At 39.1% G+C, this 23180-nt stretch carries 18 protein-coding genes; 10 read left to right on the top strand and 8 right to left on the bottom strand.

What is annotated here, in order from left to right; genetic code table 11:
- Positions 1–64: 64 nt before the first annotated feature.
- The 5 genes from M2R48_RS04755 to rplU form a co-directional block, all read right to left on the bottom strand.
- A complete protein-coding gene (locus tag M2R48_RS04755; RefSeq protein WP_262085252.1) occupies positions 65–871 on the bottom strand; it encodes an RsiV family protein in 807 nt (268 codons plus the stop codon).
- Positions 872–973: 102 nt separating this feature from the next.
- Positions 974–2500, bottom strand: coding sequence for a carotenoid oxygenase family protein (locus M2R48_RS04750; protein ID WP_262085251.1), 1527 nt, complete (start codon positions 2498–2500; stop codon positions 974–976).
- A gap of 174 nt (positions 2501–2674) precedes the next feature.
- Entirely contained in the window at positions 2675–3370 is a 696-nt protein-coding gene (gene lolA / locus M2R48_RS04745) for an outer membrane lipoprotein chaperone LolA (RefSeq protein ID WP_004722558.1), read from the bottom strand.
- 252 nt (positions 3371–3622) lie between these two features.
- Positions 3623–3877: a 50S ribosomal protein L27 gene (rpmA, locus tag M2R48_RS04740; protein ID WP_004722560.1), complete on the bottom strand. Its 255-nt coding sequence runs from the start codon at positions 3875–3877 to the stop codon at positions 3623–3625.
- A 19-nt stretch (positions 3878–3896) separates the two neighbouring features.
- Positions 3897–4208 (bottom strand): 50S ribosomal protein L21, encoded by a 312-nt coding sequence (rplU, locus tag M2R48_RS04735; protein WP_004722561.1) that lies wholly within the window; start codon positions 4206–4208, stop codon positions 3897–3899.
- 430 nt (positions 4209–4638) lie between these two features.
- Here rplU and sdsA point away from each other — a divergent pair, with 430 nt between their 5' ends.
- From sdsA to M2R48_RS04690, 9 genes are all read left to right on the top strand, one after another.
- On the top strand, positions 4639–5622 hold the full coding sequence (sdsA, locus tag M2R48_RS04730) for an All-trans-nonaprenyl-diphosphate synthase (protein ID WP_244015307.1): 984 nt from the start codon (positions 4639–4641) through the stop codon (positions 5620–5622).
- 15 nt (positions 5623–5637) lie between these two features.
- Entirely contained in the window at positions 5638–7692 is a 2055-nt protein-coding gene (locus tag M2R48_RS04725; RefSeq protein WP_262085250.1) for a site-specific recombinase, read from the top strand.
- Positions 7693–7850: 158 nt separating this feature from the next.
- Positions 7851–8489 (top strand): phosphatase PAP2 family protein, encoded by a 639-nt coding sequence (locus M2R48_RS04720; protein WP_004819553.1) that lies wholly within the window; start codon positions 7851–7853, stop codon positions 8487–8489.
- Entirely contained in the window at positions 8489–9745 is a 1257-nt protein-coding gene (locus tag M2R48_RS04715) for an efflux RND transporter periplasmic adaptor subunit (RefSeq protein ID WP_035371662.1), read from the top strand. The genes M2R48_RS04720 and M2R48_RS04715 overlap by 1 nt, the downstream gene beginning before the upstream one ends.
- Positions 9746–9758: 13 nt before the next feature.
- Positions 9759–12938, top strand: a complete 3180-nt coding sequence (locus M2R48_RS04710; RefSeq protein WP_262085249.1) for an efflux RND transporter permease subunit — start codon at positions 9759–9761, stop codon at positions 12936–12938.
- Positions 12938–14398, top strand: a complete 1461-nt coding sequence (adeK, locus tag M2R48_RS04705) for a multidrug efflux RND transporter AdeIJK outer membrane channel subunit AdeK (protein WP_004722574.1) — start codon at positions 12938–12940, stop codon at positions 14396–14398. The genes M2R48_RS04710 and adeK overlap by 1 nt, the downstream gene beginning before the upstream one ends.
- A 103-nt stretch (positions 14399–14501) precedes the next feature.
- Complete coding sequence (locus M2R48_RS04700; RefSeq protein WP_004819546.1) at positions 14502–14852, top strand: YbjQ family protein; 351 nt, start codon at positions 14502–14504, stop codon at positions 14850–14852.
- Between the two features lie 9 nt (positions 14853–14861).
- Complete coding sequence (locus M2R48_RS04695) at positions 14862–15290, top strand: YbjQ family protein (RefSeq protein WP_239046328.1); 429 nt, start codon at positions 14862–14864, stop codon at positions 15288–15290.
- A 159-nt stretch (positions 15291–15449) separates the two neighbouring features.
- Complete coding sequence (locus M2R48_RS04690; protein WP_262085248.1) at positions 15450–16481, top strand: agmatine deiminase family protein; 1032 nt, start codon at positions 15450–15452, stop codon at positions 16479–16481.
- Between the two features lie 159 nt (positions 16482–16640).
- On the opposite strand, the gene M2R48_RS04685 is transcribed toward M2R48_RS04690, so the two are convergent.
- The 3 genes from M2R48_RS04685 to M2R48_RS04675 all read right to left on the bottom strand — a co-directional run bounded on the left by M2R48_RS04685 (position 16641) and on the right by M2R48_RS04675 (position 19080).
- Positions 16641–17405, bottom strand: a complete 765-nt coding sequence (locus M2R48_RS04685) for a hypothetical protein (RefSeq protein WP_315972837.1) — start codon at positions 17403–17405, stop codon at positions 16641–16643.
- Positions 17406–17508: 103 nt separating this feature from the next.
- Positions 17509–18306 carry an SDR family NAD(P)-dependent oxidoreductase gene (locus M2R48_RS04680; RefSeq protein ID WP_262085246.1) on the bottom strand — a complete coding sequence of 266 codons (798 nt, stop codon included), beginning with the start codon at positions 18304–18306 and terminating at the stop codon, positions 17509–17511.
- Between the two features lie 78 nt (positions 18307–18384).
- Positions 18385–19080 carry a hypothetical protein gene (locus M2R48_RS04675; RefSeq protein WP_239046331.1) on the bottom strand — a complete coding sequence of 232 codons (696 nt, stop codon included), beginning with the start codon at positions 19078–19080 and terminating at the stop codon, positions 18385–18387.
- A gap of 349 nt (positions 19081–19429) precedes the next feature.
- Between M2R48_RS04675 and M2R48_RS04670 the strand changes: the two genes are divergently transcribed.
- Positions 19430–22324 (top strand): valine--tRNA ligase, encoded by a 2895-nt coding sequence (locus M2R48_RS04670; RefSeq protein ID WP_262085245.1) that lies wholly within the window; start codon positions 19430–19432, stop codon positions 22322–22324.
- The last annotated feature ends 856 nt before the right edge of the window (positions 22325–23180 follow it).

Here is a 23180-nt window from a genome sequence, read left to right as displayed (position 1 = left end):
CTTCACTGTAAAAAATACAGTGACAGAGCATTAGACATACATGAATTGTATGATTTGAAGACAATTAAGGTGTAACAGGTTTTTCTACAGTCGCTTCGACTTGAGGTAGACTTGGTAAATACTCGGCTTTAATCAAATCTTTTGCCACTTGATACGGCAGCTTTAACTCAGGCATACCTTCTGCATAAGAAGTAAGTTCATATAATGGATAAACAAAAACCAGACCATTTACACCGTAATAATAGTTATCACTTAACTGCAATTTATCACGCGTAATATCCTTTTGAATCAACCAGTTCGCATTGGCATCATAAAGCTGTTCAGCAACTTTTGCTTCGACGTTTGGTTTTAAAATATCTGTTAGGGCGAGGCGCTTTTGCGTGCTTAAATCGAATGTCACATATTCATTGTGATACATCCCATGAGCAGCACCGGCTGCATAGGTATAAGTCTGGATCACAAAAGTGGCTAAATTATTTTGTTGTGAAATAAAACGAACATAAATTGAATTTTGATTTAAGCCTTTAGGTGAAGATTGCGCTTCACTTTCAGCTTGGGCATGATTTTGATCTTTCTCAAATGCGCCAGGTACATCTTTTTTAATACGATTTAGAAAATAGTCATCTAGCCAAGGCACATTACTTTTTACAGTTTGCAAATCATATTGCGTACAACCATCTTCATCACAAAACTGTTTTTTTACCACATTGACGCGTTCAACCTTAGCTTGAATCAATGGTATTTGCGCGTGTTGAGTTGCTGTTGCAGCTTGTTCTGCTTGAGGTGCTGGCTTTTCTTGGCATGCGCTAACCATGAGCATACTGGATAAAAGAGATAAAAAAATCAGACCACTTTTAAAATTTACTTTCATTTCTATATCTTTAAAGCATATTTAGTAATAGCCCTATCATAAAACCAGAACCTTTAAATTAATATTCATAATTGTTAATTATTGAAATTTTGTTGTTTAAGCCTATGTGCTAACTCTTTTATTCAAATTAGCGCCAACATTGTCATTTTGATTGAAATCTACATTTGCATGGTTCTCAACCCAATTACAATGAAATCCCAGTGGTATATGTACGCCCAAATCAATTTCAGCCTGCTCAGCTATTTCTAGTCCATTTACTTTTAAAATAACAGCTTTGGCTGCTTCCCCCTCTACATGATGCAAATAGGCCATCAGATATCCATGCCCTTCTGCACTGTGTTCATGCTTAGCCACAAAAGTAACTTCACCAATTGCCCACTGTATACCAAAATCATAACTCACAAATGTTTGCATTTCTAAATCATGAATATATAAACAATTGAACAATGTAGTTTCAGCAAAACCCAAAGTGTATAAATAGCGATATGGGACCCCAGTAAAACGCGCATCAATTTTCGGAAATTCTTGAATTCGAGAGTCGAGTACAGTTCTATGTAGCGTTTGTAAGCTTAAATCAATGCGCCAACGTTCTAACTGTGCATGTTGCAATTCATAAGCTGCGTGTTGGGAATGTTCAAAATCGTCCTGATGTACCAAAACATCTAAAATAATTCTATTTTCATGATCACGAAAAGCATTTGCTGCATGAAAAACAAAACATGGTTCAAGCTCAATCCACTGAATCTGTTCAGCATTTGCATATTTAGGCAATATTCCAATACGTGCTTGATGCTGTTTATTCCATTGATAGGGAACACTTGCACCATGCAATAATCGCGTCATTGAAAAAGTAAGCGGAAAATCAAAAACCAAAACTTCTTGTTGTGTAATGAGACAATCATGAATCATGGGACCATGTTGTAATAAAATTTGCGTGACATGAATTAAATCGCCATGCTGATCAATCACTTGGTAATAGGCATTTTTACGATCTAAAGCATCATAACTAATCGCATGTAAGTGCCCTGTTTTAGCATCTTTACGAGGATGTGCGGTAAACGGTAAATCAGCATCACTATTAAACAACTGATAACGTTCTGCATTTAACTCATCATCTAAGCAGATTGGAAACGCGCCAGCTTCAATCACCGCCCAAAGTTTTCCTGCATGTTTAAAAATGTTGGTATTTACAACATCATGTGCACCACGGCGAAAGCCGCCTATTGCTGGTTGTTGTTTATATTGCTGCACCGTATCTGTGGCCAGCATACTGCTTTTAAACCAGATTGCTTTACCCGCTTGTAATTTGAGCGCGTGAATCATTCCATGACCAAGATACCATTCAAATAATGTCGGCTTTGCGACATCAATCGGATTTGAGCCAATTCTTAACAATAAACCATTTAAATGCGGTGGGATAATTCCTGATATTTTTAAGTTGGTTGTGATAATTTCTTCAACTGGCTGGTAAAGCTTCTGCTGATAAAGATTGACTTCTGCGTCACGACGATGCCGTCTTAAAAATCGCCCAATCATGCAGATTAACTTTTGCCTCAAAACATTCAAAAATGACTTTTGCGCAGTCATCTTTGGGTAATGTTTGAGTTTCAATTGTGTCTTGCGATACATACAGCATCTCAGTTTTTATATTCAAACCCTTGTTTGAGCATAGAATAATCTTGTATTGAAAGCCACTTTATTTGCTCGTAGCTAGTATTACATGGCTAAGTCTATTGCTCTGTTCTGTTTAATCGGCATAAAAAAAGCAACCTTACGGTTGCTCTTCTATTCAATCAAAATCGTTTATTGATCAATAATGTCTGTGCCTTTAGGCGGCACAAAATTAAAGGTAGATGCAGGGATAGCGGCATTGACCTGTACATTGTTAAAACGCACAGTGGTTGTTTGACCCAAAGAATCTTGCAAGATCATTAAAGTCGGTGCATTTTTCGCCCCAAAACTAATCGTCAAGCTTTGGAAAGCACCATCTTTTTGTTTTGGATACAAGGTATAGTAAGTTTTACCTGCATTCGGCTGAGTAATACGATAAGCCTTTTGAATTTGCTCAGTATTACCACTGAGTAGTAATGCTGGTGTATTGGCAACCTGCTCATCTAAACTTTGGCGTACAGCCTGCTGTAAGTCAGGATCATAAATCCACACTGTACGACCTGCGGTCACAATAGTCTGTTTTGCGGGCGTGGTGGTTTCCCAATAGAATTTACCAGGACGCTCAACCTTCATTGTACCTTTAAAGGTTTGATTCATATGCTGAGCGGTTAAACCCTTTTTCTGTGCAACTTTACCTGTTTGAGTCGCTTTTGTGGTTTGCTCAAAATTTGCAGTAAAGCTTTTTACACCACTGAGTTGTTTAACCAAATTTGCGGTTGCTTGTTGCTCCGAAGCAGCAGTTGCTGCAAAAACTGTTGTGCTCATTACAGGTGCAAACAGCGCTGCACTTATAGCCACTGCACCCATCGTTTTACGAAGCATATTCATATGTTCACCTTTTCTATGTCTGTACCTCAATTAAAATATTCAAATAATATTTGGCACAGAATGTAATTTATTAGATTGCTTATCTTAAACCAAATTGAGTCAGTAATAATTGAGAAAATAAGAAGTTTTGTATTGTTATTGGTGCAATATGTTGAAAATTATTCATCATGATGAAGATGGTTTTTTCTTTAATGCTAAAAAAAACTGATAAAAAAACCCGCAATAAAGCGGGCTTTTTTGCACTCTTAAAGCTTACGCTTCAACAGATACATAGCGACGGCCAAATTGACCTTTCACTTCAAATTTGATTACGCCGTCAGCAGTAGCAAATAAAGTATGGTCACGACCCATACCAACATTTGTACCAGCGTGGAATTCTGTACCACGTTGACGAACGATAATGTTACCAGCAGTCACAGCTTGACCACCGTACATTTTAACACCTAACATTTTAGGATTCGAATCACGACCGTTTTTGGTCGAACCACCGGCTTTTTTAGTTGCCATGTCTATATACTCCTAGTGATTAACCTGCGATCGTAGTAATTTTCAACTCGGTAAACCATTGACGGTGACCTTGTTGTTTACGGTAGTGCTTACGACGACGCATTTTAACAATACGAATTTTGTCATGACGACCGTGACCAACCACTTCTGCAGTTACTTTTGCGCCAGCTACAACTGGAGCACCGATTTGAATGCTTTCGCCATTCACAACCATTAATACATCATCAAATGTAATAGTCGCGCCAGTTTCAGCTTTCAACAATTCTACTTTAAGGGTTTCACCCTCAACAACACGGTGCTGTTTACCACCGCTTTGGATTACTGCGTACATAATGTACTCCAACTTACCCGTGTCGTCGTGCCGATAAAGGAATATATCGATCTTAAGACGAACGCCACTGGGGGTTATTCAAGGGCAAAGATTTTAAGTGATAATGAATTAAACAACAAGTCATTTCCAGCAAATATTATCATTGTATAGAAAATAATCTACATATAATGGTTTTTTTAAGATTTCCCCTTTGATAATATGAATTTTTTTTTAAGATACAGCTAAAATTGAAATAGATTTTTAAAACAAATCCGCTACTATGTAGCTCAAAAGAATGATCGATTGAATGTTCAATGCTTTATTCATCTTTGGACAAAGAAAGAACAAATCATTAAGATTCAGGCACGATGTCTGCTTGCAAAAGCAACATTCAGACATGTTAATTGTTACACTAGCAACTTATAACGCATTTGCATGAGGCTCCCACCCGATGACCATCGACTTTAAGCAAGATATTCTCGCTCCAGTTGCAACCGACTTTGCTGCAATGGACAAGTTTATTAATGAAGGGATTACCTCAAAAGTTGCTTTAGTGATGGCCGTCAGTAAACATGTTGTTGAAGCTGGCGGTAAACGCATGCGTCCAATCATGTGCCTACTTGCAGCAAAAGCATGTGGTGCAACAGATCTACAGATGGACCCTTATCGTAAACTGGCAGCAATCATTGAAATGCTGCATACCGCAACATTGGTACATGATGATGTTGTAGATGAATCTGGTTTACGTCGTGGTCGTCCAACTGCGAACGCAACTTGGAACAACCAAACTGCGGTGTTGGTGGGTGATTTTCTGATTTCTCGAGCTTTTGATCTTCTGGTTGATCTCGACAATATGATCTTGCTCAAAGACTTTTCGACTGGCACTTGTGAAATTGCCGAAGGTGAAGTATTACAGCTTCAAGCACAGCACCAACCCGAAACAACTGAACAAACTTATTTAGATATTATTCACGGTAAAACTTCTCGTTTATTTGAACTTGCAACTGAAGGTGCTGCCATCATTGCAGGGAAACCTGAGTATCGTGAACCATTACGTTTATTTGCAGGTCATTTTGGCAATGCCTTTCAAATTATTGATGATATTTTAGACTATACCTCTGATGCTGAAACATTAGGTAAAAATATTGGTGATGATTTAATGGAAGGTAAACCCACTTTACCTTTAATCTCTGCCTTAGCAAATACTCAGGGTGAAGAGCACGAAATTATCCGTAAAAGTATCGCAACTGGTGGAACAAGCGATTTAAATCGTGTGATTGAAATTGTTCAGAGCTCAGGTGCTTTAGATTATTGTAGTCGCCGTGCCACAGAAGAAACTCAAGCTGCGATTCAAGCTTTGAATCATTTGCCTGAATCTGAGTATCGCCAGGCATTGTATAATTTAGCGCAACTTGCCTTACATCGAATTCAATAAAATTTAACAAGGCTTATGCATATACAATTTAATGATCTTTTCCTCCTTATGCAGGAACAACTTGACGGCATAAAAGTTGTTCCCAATCCTGATATATTAATTGAGTTAATCAATCGTATCAGACCCAGTGACAGCCACAATTTAGAAGAAAGTCAAAATAAATTTGATGCTTTAATTCAAGCACTGCTCACTACACCCAATGCATCTTCTGCATTTCAAGGTTACTTACTCAAGCTGGTCAATCACTATAAACAAGCAGGATTGTATGCAGATAGTGGGATTTTATCTTTAGACGGCTTTTGGAATCAGCTTGGGCAACGGATTGGCGCACATTTTCTACCTTTATTGACAGACGAATCAGATCTCAAAGATTTGGTTGGCAAAGTGTTTCACCAACGTAGTGATAAATATTGGCTGGAAAATATCAGTGAAAAGAAATGGGAACAATTGTTCCGATTACTCAATCAAGGTCATCGTTATAAAAACGATAAATTGGGAATTAAACGCGATATTGTCAAAGCCATTACTGTGCTTTCCTATCGAATCAGTGGTATTGGCTTATATCCTGAATTTATCAATGCCTACCCTGAGCTTCAAGAATATGAATCGCCTTTTTTAGTTCAAAACCGTGAAATTGTTGAGTTTATAGAAGCGTATAAAAAACAACATCGCGATGAAGATGAGCTTGCTGTGGGTATTCCTCCTGATGCAGACCAAGCGTTGGTCATGATTGAACAATGTCGTGATGTGGTACAAAAAATCCGTCGAGCAATCAAACGGATTGGGGTGAGTTTAAGTCTGACTTATCTACTCTCGTTACTAGAACAATGTATTGATCGAATCGAACTCTTACTCAATCTTCTTGTAGAAGATGATCAGATCCGTTATCAGCTCTGTGGTGAATTGCTCACTGACTTAGTCAATGCTCACTATAGTGAAACCAGTGTGCGTGATTTGCTTAAAACCAACAGTGAGTTAATCGCACTACAAGTCACTGAAAATGCCAGTAAGACAGGCGAACATTATGTAAGTACCGATAAAAAAGGTTTCTTTGGCATGTATAAAGCAGCTGCAGGCGCAGGTGCGATTATTGCAACCATGGCAACCCTGAAAATACTGACTGCACGTTTAGTCCTTGCGCCATTTTTGCATGCCTTTCTCTACAGTATGAATTATTCATTGGGCTTTATCCTGATCCATGTTTTGCACTTTACTGTAGCAACCAAACAGCCTGCGATGACGGCGGCTGCACTTGCATCAACAGTTCAGCACCAAAAGGGTTCAAAAACAGCGCAAATTGCTGAACTTGCTGGACTGATTATTAATATTATCCGGACCCAGTTTATTGCAATTCTGGGAAATATTTCGATTGCGATTCCAACTGCCGCCTTAATTACCTATCTATGGCAACTGTCAATGCATGAACCACTTTTGACGCATGCTAAAGCCACAACCTTACTCGCCAGCCTAAATCCATTTACCTCATTGGCAATTCCTCATGCAGCAATTGCAGGTGTTTGTTTATTTTTATCGGGATTAATCGCTGGATATTTTGACAATATGTCAGTCTATCGAAAAGTCGGGCCTCGCTTAAAAGCTCACATAAAATTGAAAAAAATGATGGGACAAGCCAGACTGGACAAGTTTGCAGACTATATCGAGCGAAACTTAGGCGCTTTAGCGGGTAATTTTATCTTTGGGATCATGCTTGGAAGTATGGGAACCATTGGTTTTATCTTAGGTTTACCATTAGATATTCGCCATATTGCGTTTGCTGCTGCCAACTTTATTCAAGGCTTAATGACCATCAATGGTTCACCTGATATTGGCCTCATCATTGTGTCTTTCCTTGGCGTGTTGTGTATTGGTTTGACCAACTTATTTGTCAGCTTCACGCTCACCATTATTGTAGCACTCAGAGCAAGACAAGTTCGTTTTTCGCAATGGAAACCATTGGCAAAACTCATATTTACCCATTTTTCTACCCGTCCTTTAGATTTCTTCTGGCCGCCAAAACAACCCTTACAACTTGAAGATGAGGCAAACTCACAAAGCAAACTAAATCACTAGGATTTTTGTTATTTTTTGTGCAAATTGTTAATTATTTCACAAAAAGAAATTAGTATAAATTACCTAAATTTACTCACTTGAAAAAAAGTGTACTGGCTAGTACACTTCGGTTGATTAAATAAACTTAACGTACGCAATTATATACTCTAGGTTAACTTATGCCTTACGTATTGCTCCTTATTGGCTGTATAGGTTTACTTATTGGGAGTGTTGGTTTAAACATTAACCAGGTACAACAGTTTGATTTTTCAAGCGTTGTATGGATGAGTTCACACCGTTTAGAGGTCTTGAATGGTCTAGCACTCACCCTATCCTATCTGGGCGGCTTACCGTCAATGATCGTGATTGCAGGGCTATGTAATTTATATTTCATACGCCTAAAACAATATGCAAATGTGCTGATGATCAGTATTGGACTGCTCGGTGCTGCGGCGATTGGTTGGATACTCAAATATCTGGTTAATCGTCCTAGACCCGATGAAATCTACCAAATGGTGCAAACCTATGGTGCTTCATTTCCTAGTGCTCACAGCATTTATGCAGCGATTGTATGCTGTTCGATTATGTTTATATTTCAAAAGCATCGCCAAGTTAAATGGATTAGCTTGGGGGGCTTTTTATGGTTTCTAAGCATGGGGGGCTCTAGAATTTATCTAGGGGCACATTTCCCAACTGATGTACTCACTGGATGGAGTATAGGTGTCATATGGGCTGCAATTTTATGGCTCATACTGTCACGAGAAACGTTAAGACAGAACAAATTATTTTTAGATAAGAATCTAAACGAGGTGGAATAATGATGTCGGCAAAGCTTTGGGCTCCTGCCCTTACTGCTTGTGCTCTCGCAACAAGTATTGCACTTGTAGGCTGCAGCAAAGATCCTAAATCAGCACAACAAGCTGGTGGTGCTGCCCAAAAAATGCCGCCGACTGAAGTTGGTGTCATTGTTGCTCAGCCACAAAGCGTAGAACAAAGTGTTGAACTTTCGGGTCGTACTTCAGCGTATCAAATCTCTGACGTTCGCCCACAAACAAATGGTGTGATTTTAAAACGTTTGTTTACGGAAGGTAGTTTTGTTCGTGAAGGCCAACCTCTTTATGAGATTGACTCGAGCATCAATCGTGCAAACTTAGACAGTGCAAAAGCAGCTTTAGTACGTCAGCAAGCAAACTTAAATGCCTTGCAGGTTAAAGCAAATCGTTATCGTCAACTTGTCGGCATCAATGCTGTTTCTAAGCAAGAGTTTGATGATTTGCTTGCACAAATCAAACTTGCTGAAGCAGATATTGCAGCATCAAATGCTGCTGTTAAAAATGCACAAATTGACCTAGGTTATTCGACTGTTCGTTCACCTATTTCAGGTCAATCTGGTCGTTCTTCAGTCACTGCTGGTGCTTTGGTGACTGCAAACCAAGCCAATGCTTTGGTTACGATTCAGCAACTTGACCCAATTTATGTAGACATCAGCCAATCAAGTGCTGAGTTATTACGTCTACGCCAACAGTTAAGTCAAGGTAGTATTGATCGTAGCAATAACACCAAAGTTCGTTTAAAACTTGAAGATGGTAGCTACTACGGTGTGGAAGGAAACCTTGCATTCTCTGATGCGAGTGTAGATCCAAGCACTGGTTCTGTGACTTTACGCGCAGTCTTCTCAAATCCTAATCATTTATTATTGCCAGGTATGTTTGCCAATGCGCAGATCGTACAAGGCGTAATTCCAAATGCTTACTTAGTTCCACAAGCAGCAATTACACGCACACCCACTGGCCAAGCAATCGCGATGCTTGTAAATGCAAAAGGTGTCGTTGAAAGCCGTCCTGTAACAACTGTAGGTGTTCAAGGTAAAGATTGGATCGTCACTCAAGGCCTAAATACTGGCGATAAAGTGATTGTTGATGGTATTGCCAAAGTAAAACCAGAACAAGCTGTGGTTGCTAAACCTTATCAGCCTCAAGCGGCTGCACCACAAGCAGGTGCTAAACCAGGTACAGCAGCACAACCTGTTCAACAAAATAAATCCAGTGAACAAAAAGCTACTTCAAATGCATAAGGGGTAGACGAATATGGCTCAATTTTTTATTCATCGCCCCATTTTTGCGTGGGTGATTGCACTGGTAATTATGTTGGCGGGTATCCTGACGCTGACAAAAATGCCTGTTGCTCAGTATCCAACAATTGCTCCTCCTGTAGTGACAATTGCTGCAACTTATCCTGGTGCTTCTGCACAAACTGTTGAGAACACCGTAACGCAGATCATTGAACAACAAATGAATGGTCTAGATGGTTTACGTTACATCTCATCGAACAGTGCGGGTAATGGTCAGGCATCAATCAACCTGAATTTTGAACAAGGTATTGATCCAGACATTGCACAGGTTCAAGTACAGAACAAATTGCAGTCAGCGACTGCACTTTTACCTGAAGATGTACAACGTCAAGGCGTAAAAGTGACCAAATCTGGCGCGAGCTTTATGCAAGTACTTGCATTTTATTCGCCAGATGGCAGCCTTTCTGGCGCTGACATTAAAGACTATGTAAACTCAAATATTTCTGAACCACTGAGTCGTGTTGCAGGCGTAGGTGAAATTCAAGTCTTTGGTGGTCAATATGCAATGCGTATCTGGCTAGACCCAGCTAAAATGACCAGTTTGCAAGTTACACCAAGTGATATTGCTGCTGCCATTCGTGCACAAAACTCACAAGTGGCTGTAGGTCAATTGGGTGGTGCTCCAGCTGTACAAGGTCAGATCCTCAATGCGACTGTCAATGCGCAAAGCATGTTGCAAACACCTGAACAATTTAAAAACATCTTCCTAAAAAACACGTCTTCTGGTGCTCAAGTTCGTTTGGGTGATGTTGCACGTGTAGAATTAGGTTCAGACAGTTATCAATTCGATTCTAAATTTAATGGTAACCCTGCGGGCGGTGTAGCAATTAAATTGGCAACAGGTGCAAATGCACTTGATACAGCTGCTGCTGTAGAAAAACGCTTAACTGAATTGCGTAAAAACTACCCTGAAGGCTTAAAAGATAAAATTGCTTATGACACCACACCGTTTATTAAGCTTTCAATTGAAAGTGTGGTACATACATTAATTGAAGCAATCGTTCTTGTATTCTTCGTGATGTTCTTGTTCTTACAGAACTGGCGTGCAACGATTATCCCAACAATGGCAGTTCCTGTGGTTGTACTTGGGACATTTGCAGTTATTAATATTTTCGGCTTCTCGATCAATACTTTAACCATGTTCGCCATGGTGCTGGCAATTGGTCTATTGGTCGATGATGCCATCGTTGTGGTTGAGAACGTCGAACGGGTAATGCAAGAAGAACATGCTGGTCCAGTTGAAGCCACTGAAAAATCGATGAAACAAATTTCAGGTGCTTTGGTGGGTATTACCAGCGTATTGACTGCTGTATTTGTACCTATGGCATTCTTTGGTGGTACTACAGGTGTAATTTACCGTCAGTTTTCGATCACGCTCGTTACAGCAATGGTTTTGTCTTTAATCGTTGCTTTAACTTTTACCCCTGCGCTTTGTGCGACATTGTTAAAACAGCATGATCCAAATCAAGAACCAAGCAATAACATTTTTGCGCGTTTCTTCCGTTGGTTTAACCGCAGTTTTGAAAAAGTAGCGGAGAAATACCAAGGTGGTGTCAATCGTATGACCCATCATAAGATCTTCTCTGGTGCGATCTATATTGCTGTGATTGTTGCCTTAGTTGGACTGTACAAAATGCTCCCCTCTTCTTTCTTACCAGAAGAAGACCAAGGCGTAGTTATGACACTTGTTCAGTTACCACCAAGTGCCAGCCTTGAACGGACAGATAAAGTCATCACAACAATGACCGATTACTTCTTAAATAAGGAAAAAGCAAATGTAGATACTATTTTTACAGTTTCTGGTTTCTCATTTACAGGTGTCGGGCAAAATGCTGGTTTAGCTTTCATTAAATTGAAAGACTGGAGTGAACGTACTACACCTGAATCACAAATTGGCGCCATTATTCAACGCGGTATGGCACTGAATATGATCGTCAAAGATGCATCCTACATCATGCCATTGCAATTACCAGCAATGCCAGAATTAGGTGTTTCATCAGGTTTTGACATCCAATTAAAAGATGCCAGTGGTCAAGGTCACGATAAACTTATTGCTGCACGTAATGCTATTTTAGGTATGGCTTCTCAAGACAAACGTCTTGCTGGTGTTCGTCCAAATGGTCAAGAAGATACCCCTCAATATCAAATCAACATTGATCAAGCACAAGCTGGTGCAATGGGAGTCAGTATTGCGGATATTAATTCGACCATGAGCATGGCATGGGGTGGTTCTTATATCAATGACTTCGTTGATCGTGGTCGTGTGAAAAAAGTTTATGTTCAAGGTGAATCAAGCGCTCGCATGATGCCTGAAGATTTAAACAAGTGGTATGTCCGTAACAATAGCGGCACCATGGTTCCATTCTCTGCATTTGCAACAGGCCAATGGACTTATGGTTCACCTCGTCTCGAGCGTTATAACGGTGTAGCTTCTGCAAACATTCAAGGTACACCAGCACCGGGCGTAAGTTCGGGAGATGCGATGCTTGCTATGGAAGAAATTATTGGTAAGTTACCGTCTATGGGCTTAACAGGTTTCGACTATGAATGGACGGGTCTGTCTTTAGAAGAACGTGAATCTGGCAGTCAAACTGTTCCGCTTTTAATTCTTTCATTGCTTATCGTGTTCCTTTGCCTTTCAGCTTTATATGAAAGTTGGTCAATTCCAGTTTCAGTATTGCTAGTCGTGCCATTAGGTGTTATTGGTGCATTTACCTTAACTTGGTTGGGCATGGTCATCAAAGGTGATCCTAACTTATCATTTAACATCTACTTCCAAGTGGCGATCGTTGCAGTCATCGGTTTGTCTGCAAAAAATGCGATTTTGATTGTAGAGTTTGCAAAAGAGTTGCAAGAACAAGGCGAAGAATTGTTTGAAGCGACATTGCATGCTGCAAAAATGCGTTTACGTCCAATTATCATGACAACCTTAGCGTTCGGTTTCGGTGTATTGCCACTTGCTTTATCAAGCGGCGCTGGTGCTGGTAGCCAACACTCAGTCGGTTATGGTGTATTGGGTGGTGTAATTAGCTCAACACTTTTAGGTATCTTCTTTATTCCTGTGTTCTTCGTATGGATTCGTAGTATCTTTAAGTACAAACCTAAAAATCAAAATATTCAGGAGCATAAATCGTGATGCAAAAAGTATGGTCTATTTCAGGTCGTAGCATTGCGGTATCTGCACTTGCGCTTGCTTTGACAGCGTGTCAAAGCATGCGTGGCCCAGAACCCGTAGCTCAGGCGAACATACCAACAGGTTATATTCAAAATAACGGTGGTACATCTATTGCTGAACAAGGTTATAAAGAGTTTTTTGCAGATCAACGCTTACTTCAAGTACTTGATCTTGCTTTAGCCAATAACCGTGATTTACGTACAGCAACATTGAACATTCAACGTGCTCAACAAGCCTATCAAATCACTGAAAACAATCAACTACCAACGATTGGTGCAAGTGGTGGTCTGTTACGTCAGGATCAAGGTGTAGGTGCTCAAACACGTTATAATGTTGGCCTTGGTGTGACTGCTTATGAGTTAGACTTCTGGGGTCGAGTAAAAAGTTTAAAAGACAATGCGCTTGATACTTATTTATCGACTGCAAGTGCGCGTGATGCAACGCAAATCAGCTTAATTAGTCAAGTTGCGCAAGCTTGGCTAAATTACTCTTTTGCCAGTGCACAACTTAAGCTCGCTGACCAAACATTAAAAGCGCAGCTTGACTCTTATAACCTCAACAAAAAACGTTTTGATGTCGGTATTGACAGTGAAGTGCCTGTTCGTCAGGCTCAGATTTCTGTTGAAACTGCACGTAATGATGTTGCCAATTATAAGACTCAAATTGCACAAGCTCAGAACTTGCTAAATCTGCTTGTTGGACAATCAGTTCCAGACAACTTATTGCCAACACAACGTGTAACGCGTATTACTTCAAATGCTGCGTTCGCATCAGGTTTACCAAGTGACTTGCTGAACAACCGTCCAGACGTCAAAGCGGCTGAATACCAACTTTCTGCTGCTGGTGCAAATATCGGTGCTGCGAAAGCGCGCTTATTCCCAACCATCAGTTTGACGGGTACTGCAGGTTATGCATCTACTGATTTAAGTGATTTATTTAAATCAGGTGCTTTCGTTTGGTCTTTAGGTCCTAGTCTTGATATTCCGTTATGGGATTGGGGCACACGTAAAGCGAACATTAAGATTTCAGAAACAGATCAACAAATTGCGTTATCTGACTATGAAAAATCAATTCAATCAGCTTTCCGTGAAGTGAATGACGCATTAGCGACTCGCCAAAATATTGGTGATCGTCTTTCTGCTCAAAAACGTTTAGTTGATGCAACCAATACAACCTATAAACTTTCAAATGCCCGCTTCCGTGCTGGTATTGATAGTTACTTAACTGTTTTAGATGCTCAACGTACGTCTTACTCTGCTGAACAAGGTTTATTGCTATTAGAGCAAGCGAACTTAAACAATCAGGTAGAGGTTTATAAAACCCTTGGTGGTGGTCTAAAAGCCAACACTGCGGATCAAATTGCACAACCGGCCTCTTCATCTGAATTGAAATATCATTCAAAAGATAAAAAAGTCAGTTAATCTCAGTTTGATGATCAAAGCTCACTTCGGTGGGCTTTTTTTATTGCTTTTTGATGGATAATTTCCTATGTTTGAAGCAAGACATCATCAATGAATATTTAAAATGAAACTCAGTAATTTAGAAACTGTTCCAGCACATGTCATAAAGCAACAGCTTGATGTCGTTTATGGAAGTACCGTCCGTAGTAAACATGTTGGACGTGACTTTATGGCTGGTCTAAAAAATATTGTCGGTGGTGAACTCAAAGGCTATACCGAGTTACTAGAAGAATCGCGCCAAGAAGCCATGAATCGTATGATTGAAAAAGCACATGGTTTAGGTGCCAATGCAATTGTTGGAATCCGTTTTTCCACCTCTAATATTGCGCAAGGTGCATCAGAACTTTTTGTCTATGGTACTGCGGTCATTGTTGAACCGACCACAACTCAACTTCCTGATCCATTTTCAAAATAGGCGAAACAGATGGATGGTTTAATTTTTAAAATTGGGCTCACACTGGTTCTGTTTTTTATTGGTTGGGGTTTTGGACGTTTTATCGAACAAAAGCATTTAAAAGAATTGACAGACAATGAACAACGGCTTGCTCATATTCGTATTGATACCAATAAGTTCCAAGTCTCTGAAAAGCAAGGGCAACTTATCAGTAGTAATGTGGTGATTTCGCATGATTATTTTAAATATATTATTGCGCAAATTCAGAACTTCTTTGGTGGTCGTTTAACCACCTATGAGAGTGTCGTCGATCGCGCACGTCGAGAGGCGATTGTTAGATTAAAACAGGAAGCTGAAAATATTGGAGCTACGCATATTATGGGCTTACGTTTAAGTACCACAGAACTCGGTATGCAAGGTGGAATGGTTGAAGTATTTGCCTATGGAACAGCAACTTAATCTCCCTCCTCTTTTTAAATAATCATCATGATTTTTTCATTAGAATACACAATCTTTGTTGGACGGTTTGATTTTGTATTCTGGTGATGTAAAAATCATGAAATACATTGATCATAACAAAAATGAAAGAATCTTAACTTCATGAACAGGTTAGATATCATGAAAGCTTTAGCACTTAAAATAAGTATTGGATTACTGTCTATGCTTCCATTCACAATAAATGCGGAATTGATTGTATTGGCTTCGCCACAAAGTCAGGATAAATACTATGCAGAAAAAATCGATGACATTTTTGATTTTCATGTCGATTATGCAAAGAAAATTATCCAAAATGGTGACAATGTGATGATCTTAACCGATCAACAACTTTACCCTGATTATGTCAAAGCACTGGGTAAACAGCATGTCACCATCGCGCCTATGCAAGATATTTGGATGCGTGATTTTAGCAGCGCCAATCCAAATCAACCTGTTCTTTTTCGTTATACCGCAGCAGGACAAGGTGGAACCAAAAAAGCTCAAGCCATTTCTGATGATGTTCAAGCAGACTTTAAAGCCTATAGCCAAAAGGCTGGTTTAAAATTTACCCAGACCCAACTGCTCAATGATGGTGGTAATTGGGTTGAAGATGGTTATGGTAATGTTGTGTTAAGTACCAAATTCTTAGCTGATAATCATTTAACCGAAACTCAAGCTAGAGCACAACTGATCCGTTTGACAGGTGCTAAACATATTGCATTTATTGAAGCAGATGAACAAGGTGGTTTAGAACATGCGGATGGTGTCGTAAGCTTTATAGATCAGAATACGTTAGTGATTAACACCTATCCTGAAGACCCCGACTACGCCAAACAGTTAAAAATTGATTTAAAACGCGGTATTCCAGATATCAAAATTCATGAAATCACCACACCTTATGATGGTAGTGAAATTTATGATGAGAAATTTGGTTCAGCTTGTGGTTTATATACCAATATGCTGGTTACGCCTGAGCGTATTTATTTTCCGCAATTTGGTATTAAACAAGATGCACTGGCATTACAGCAAATTCGTCGTCTAACCAAACGAACTGTCATTCCAATTCACTCCGCACAGGTCTGTCATATGGGCGGTGGAGTACGCTGTATGTCATGGCAATTAAGGGGCAAAAATGCTGAATTGTTATTAAACTACTTCAATAAAACACATTAAATATTTCATTTATCGCCATTAAATACCCTGTTATTTTAAAAGCATTCATCTTTTAGTTCACGACTAACTTTTAGCTCGCTAACCAGAAGATGAATGTTTAATCGTCAGCTTTACGCTGCAATGACATAATCTTATTGATATTCTTAACAGTATTGCCTATCAGTACTGATATTCATCTTTAAAACTTTTAGGAAATTGATATTTTTTCCCATCAAATTTTAAAACAAACCGTTGTTGCGATGAGTGATGATTAACTTCTTGGCAATCTTCGTTTATCACTTGCATCTGGTAGCGTTTAATTTTGCTATTGACCAAAATATCCGTATATTTCTTGGTTTGGGTTGACTGCATGACTAAGGTTGAAGCACGTTCTTCAATATCTGCATTACACTGCATATCCGTTTCTGCCCGATCACGTTCAACTATCAGACTATCTAAGATTTGCTTTTTATTTTTTAAGTCATATAAATTTAACACTTGCATAGAAAAAGGAAAGGGTTGTGAGTGACCTGAGTAGTTTAATCTTAAACCCAAAGCTCGATTTGAATCAGTGACTTTATAATTTGCTGTATCGAGCTGGATTGAATTTAAGCTAATTGCATCCGAAACCATACGTTCTGCAACAACATAGTGATAAACAAGCTTTAAATTTTTTGGATTAAACTTAAATAAATTTAAAGCATAATCCCCTTCTTCTGGATGACCTTTTACAGGAATCCATTGCGCATAAGCCATGATCATATTTGAATTATCGATAGGATCGAGTTTACAGTCGATTAAAGCTTGTTCAACCTTTACAATTTTTGCCTGCTTTAATATTTGCGCAACAACTTGAGTATCATCACAAATATTTGCATAAGCTGCACTGATCAATATAAATTGTAGACTGATGATTTTAAAAATTATTTTCATTAGGTTTAACATGGTTTTTTGTGCTTTTATAGATAGAGACGGAACATATTAAGAAAAAGCGCTTATACAATATATAAACGCCTTATCAATACATACAAAAGTTATTAATTTTTAATCACTTTACTTTCATCTTACGAATCATTTTATAAAGTGTCGATGGTGATAGACGAGAAACCAACACACCCAATTTTTCTTTACGCCCACCCACGACAATATATTCTTGACCTTTTAATAACGCGGAAACCGTTTTTTGCGCAAAATCATCAGCTTCTAAACCATTTTCAATGGCTTCATCCTGATGCGCCTGTGCTTTCCCTGCACCATTTAAGGCATTGAAAGATACATTGGTTTTCACAAAACCAGGGAAAATAACAGAAACATTAACACCATCTTGTGCCACTTCTGCGCGTAAACTGTTTGCCCACATATGGATCGCTGCTTTTGCAGCAGAGTAAGATGCACGATATTGCGTTCCCAATAAGCCTGCAACGCTAGAAATATACGCAATTCGCCCAGATTTTTGAGCTAAAAAAGTTGGTAAAACCAATTTGGTCAAAAACACTTGAGAAAAGTAATCAATTTCCATAATTGCACGTTCAGTTTGCATACTGGTATCTGCAATCAATGCTCTTTGGCTTAAGCCCGCATTGTTGATCAACCAATCAATACGCCCTTTTTCATCTAAGACCTGTTCATAAGCATGACGTACTTGCGCTTCATCAGTAATATCCATTGCCACGGAAATATGATGATCTGGGTTAAGAAGACTTATACGAACTTTTTCAAGTTCATCTAAACGCCTTGCGCTTAAAACCACTTGTGCACCTTGTAAAGCACATTCAGCAGCCAAGGCTTTACCAATCCCTGAAGATGCACCTGTAATCCAAACCACCTTTCCTTCTAAGCTTTCCATTTTATTATGCTCTTGAATATGGTGAATAAATATTAGACCACGTGGCGCACCAAATCAATCAAACCTCCCTTTTAGAGATTAAGCCTCAACTAAAAACTTTTTAAAGTGCGCTGCATAATGTTGCGCCTTTTCGACATTGCGAGGATTGTATTCATCACCAACTTTTTCTAAGCGCTTATAGCCTGTACTGGTGATCATATTGATCACACCATTTAAGGTTTTATCGACCACAAAGTTAAATTTTAACAAAGTCTTAGGATCCCGAATAAACTCTGAGACACCGAGGTCAATAATTTTAACCAAATTTTTTAGTGTCACAGGCAAAGCACTAGTATCCCCTTGAATGACCTTTTGAATATTGCTGGTCGCTTCTTTACCTAGATGACTGTCTAATTGATAGTACATCACCACTTGGCTTGCATCAGAATCTTCAAACTTTTTAAGAATATGATTTGCCACAGGTTTTAAACGATCATTACTAAACAACGAAATCGACCAAGGCATATATTTTTTAAAAGCCCCTTCAATCTGCGTAAAAATTTGTTCTGCTTCTTTCAGTTTCTTCTGACCATTCGCATCTAGCGCAGAGTTATTCCGTTGCTCTTCAAGCAAAGCACCAAATACTTGATCCAGCACTTGGCATGACATTTCCGTAAAGACATTACCTAATTGTTTTGCCAAATCACTTTTTTCGCCATGATTTAAACTTTGGGTAATGCTTTTTAACTCTTGGTACGTCTGCTGTTTAATCAATAAATCGATTTTATACTGCATTGTTATCGGTCCTTTTGTTGTTTTGTCCTATTCAATTTTGATCTTAGCAAAACTTGAAATATCTTGCATTGTCTTTAACTCCTACTATTTATTGAATATCAATCACAAATACTCTCAATAAATCAAATATCTAAAACACGTATTTGTAAATATGACTCTGTTAAAACCCCATAATATCCAACATTTGTCATATTTAAGATTAATAACAACAACAAATGTAGTTTGTATTTTCATGTTTTGATTGCTGCATTTAATTCAAGGTAAATATGCCATAACAGGAATCAACATTCCTAATGAATATTTGCTACAATGAATGCAATTTTTTACTTACTTTTGATCTGTTTTTACTATGACTGATTCAGCGCAAAATATTGCTACAACCTACGATCCTACCGAGATCGAGAAAAAATGGTACAAGACTTGGGAAGAGAAAGGTTATTTCCAACCGTCTCGTAAAGGCGATTCATTCTGTATCATGATTCCGCCACCGAACGTCACGGGTAGCTTGCACATGGGTCATGGTTTTAACAATGCCATCATGGATGCCTTGACGCGTTACAACCGTATGTCTGGTAAAAATACCTTATGGCAACCAGGTACTGACCATGCGGGTATTGCAACGCAAATGGTGGTTGAACGTCAATTAGCAGCTCAAGACATTAGTCGTCATGACTTAGGTCGTGAAAAGTTCATCGACAAAATTTGGGAATGGAAAGAACAATCTGGCGGCACAATTACCCGTCAAATTCGTCGTCTTGGCTCGTCTGTAGATTGGTCACGTGAACGTTTCACCATGGATGATGGCCTTTCAAATGCTGTTAAAGAAGTATTTGTAAAACTGCATGAACAAGGTTTGATTTACCGTGGCAAACGCTTGGTAAACTGGGACCCTAAACTACAAACCGCACTTTCTGACCTAGAAGTTGAATCAGATAAAGAAGAACAAGGTTCATTGTGGCACTTCAAATACTTCTTTGAAGATAAATCACTACGTACTCAAGACGGTCATGATTATTTAGTGGTTGCAACCACACGTCCAGAAACATTACTGGGGGATACTGCTGTTGCAGTTGCGCCAGATGACGAACGTTATGCACACCTTGTTGGTAAAAATATTATCCTACCAATTACGGGTCGTGCAGTTGCGATTGTTAAAGATGAATATGTTGATAAAGAATTCGGTACAGGTTGTGTAAAAATCACCCCTGCACATGACTTCAATGATTATGAAGTGGGCAAACGTTGTGAACTCGCAATCATCAACATTTTCAACAAAAATGCCGAAGTTTTAGCTGATTTTGAGTTTATCGCAAAAGCTGGCGAAGCGATTTCTAAAACCATCCCAGCACCAGCTGATTATATTGGTTTAGAGCGCTTTGCTGCACGTAAAAAATTGGTTGCACAAGCTGAAGCTGAAGGTTGGTTAGACCAAATTCAACCCTATACGCTGAAACCACCACGTGGTGACCGTTCAGGTGTGATCATTGAACCATTATTGACCGACCAATGGTATGTCAAGATTGCGCCTCTTGCAGAGCCTGCAATCAAAGCAGTAAAAGATGGCGATATTAAGTTTGTGCCTGAACAATACAGCAATATGTATATGGCTTGGATGAACAACATTCAAGACTGGTGTATTTCTCGTCAATTGTGGTGGGGTCACCGTATCCCAGCTTGGTACGATGCAGAAGGCAACATATATGTTGGTCGTTCTGAAGAAGAAGTTCGTGAAAAAAACAATATCGCTGCTGATATTGAATTAAACCAAGATGAAGATGTACTGGATACATGGTTCTCTTCAGGTCTTTGGACCTTCTCTACACTGGGTTGGACCGGTGATGAAGCAAAAGATAAAGAAAACTATTTCTTAAATACATTCCACCCAACGGATGTATTGGTTACTGGTTTTGACATCATTTTCTTCTGGGTTGCCCGAATGATCATGATGACCATGCACTTCATGAAAAATGAAGATGGTACACCGCAAGTTCCATTTAAAACTGTGTATGTACATGGTTTGGTTCGTGACGGTGAAGGTCAAAAAATGTCTAAATCTAAAGGCAACGTACTTGACCCATTAGATTTAATTGATGGTGTAGATCTTGAAACCTTAGTACAAAAACGTACCACTGGTTTAATGAATCCTAAAGATGCACCAAAAATTGAGAAATCTACACGTAAAGAATTCCCTGAAGGTATTCAAGCTTACGGTACAGATGCGGTTCGTTTTACTTTCTGCGCACTTGCCAATACAGGCCGTGACATTAAGTTCGATATGAAACGTGTTGAAGGCTATCGTAACTTTGCCAACAAAATCTGGAACGCAACCCGTTTCGTGATGATGAACTGTGAACAACAGCCAATTGGTCAGGAAATCCGTCAAGATCTTTGGGAACTGCCTGAACAGTGGATTGTCAGCCGTTTACAAAAAGCGGAAGCTGCCGTTCAACAAGCATTTGCAACTTACCGTTTAGATTTGGCTGCTCAAGCGATTTATGAGTTCATCTGGAATGAATACTGTGACTGGTATGTAGAACTGACCAAACCAGTCCTGAATGATGAAAACATATCAACTGAGCGTAAAGCAGAAGTTCGTCGTGTCCTTCTTTCTGTAATGGAAGCATCTTTACGTCTTGCGCATCCAATCATGCCATTCTTAACTGAAGAAATTTGGCAAACCCTTGCACCAATGATTGGTATTGGTGGTGAAACCATCATGCTTGCGCCATACCCTGTTCCGAACCCTGAACGCATCAATGAACAGGCAGAAGCAGATATGCTTGGGCTACAAGGCTTGATTGGTGCTGTACGTAATATTCGTGGCGAAATGGGCTTAGGTAATGCACGTTTATTGCCTGTATTGCTTCAAAACGCGACTGATGCTGAAAAAGCACAGATTGCACGTATTGAACCATTGTTTAAAGCATTGGCTAAAGTTGAAAGTATTACCTTCTTAACTGATGCTGAGCAACCACCGTTGTCTTCATCTTCTGTTGTGGGTCATGTGTCTGTATTTGTACCAATGAAAGGCTTGATTGATCCAAAAGCAGAACTGGGTCGTTTGCAAAAAGACTTAGATAAGGTTCAAAAACAGCATGACCAAATTGCTTCTAAACTTGCAAATGAGGGCTTTGTGGCTAAAGCACCTGCTGCGGTAGTTGAAGGTGAAAAGGTTAAACTTGCTGAATTTGTGGATCAGTTAGCCAAGATTAAAGCCAATATGGAGCAGATTGCAGCGCTTTAAGCGAAGCTTGCAATTTTGCCTCTAAAGAAGGAAGCTTAATTAAGCTTCCTTCTTTTTTGAGTAGAATAATTATGGTTATTCAAAAATTAAAACAACACTTCATCAATCAAACTTTTCAGAATTCTTACTCTGGATGACTGCATATGCAGTAAAACTAGATGAACATGGCAATGAATTCGGCATTTATGAAATTTGTAATATGCATAATAAAGTTTGTAATAGTTTTGAAGGGTTTATTTTGCTCATAATGAAAGGTGATTTAGAAATATTCGATTGATGATGTTTTTCCGACCAACATTCAACAATTTCATATCCATTTTACTTAAAGACTAGTTAGCAAAATAAAGCGAATTGATACACTCTAATTTTTCAAGAATTACCCTCATCCTAGCCCTCTCCCACGGGTAGAGGGGACTTTCATTACTAATTTTATCGTTATTTGATACACAATAGGTTTCTCTCCTTTCAACAGAGAATTAAAGAGAAATGACTTAAAATATTTGCATAAACTCCACCACCTCAATCTTCCCAAAAATGTGGCAGAGACACTCTTTGAGAGTTTAATAATTATTCGATACACAATGAAGCTCCCTCTCCTTTCAGCAGCGGGTTAAAGAGAAGTAACTAAAAATGTGTGCATAAATTCCACAACCTCAATCTTCCCTAAAATGTGGAAGAAACACTCTTTGAGAATTGAATAGTTATTCGATACACAAAGAGGTTCCCTCTCCTTTCAGGAGAGGGTTAGGGAGAGGTGTCCTTCAATTCAATACAGATATTCCACAAACTCACCAGTACCCCCCACTCCGATTCAACACATCATCATTTCAATAACGAATAACTTTAAAACCAGAAA

The organism is Acinetobacter sp. I-MWF (assembly GCF_025433935.1).
In the GTDB taxonomy this organism is placed as follows: Bacteria; Pseudomonadota; Gammaproteobacteria; order Pseudomonadales; family Moraxellaceae; genus Acinetobacter; species Acinetobacter guillouiae.
This window is presented reverse-complemented; position numbering and strand designations above follow the sequence as displayed.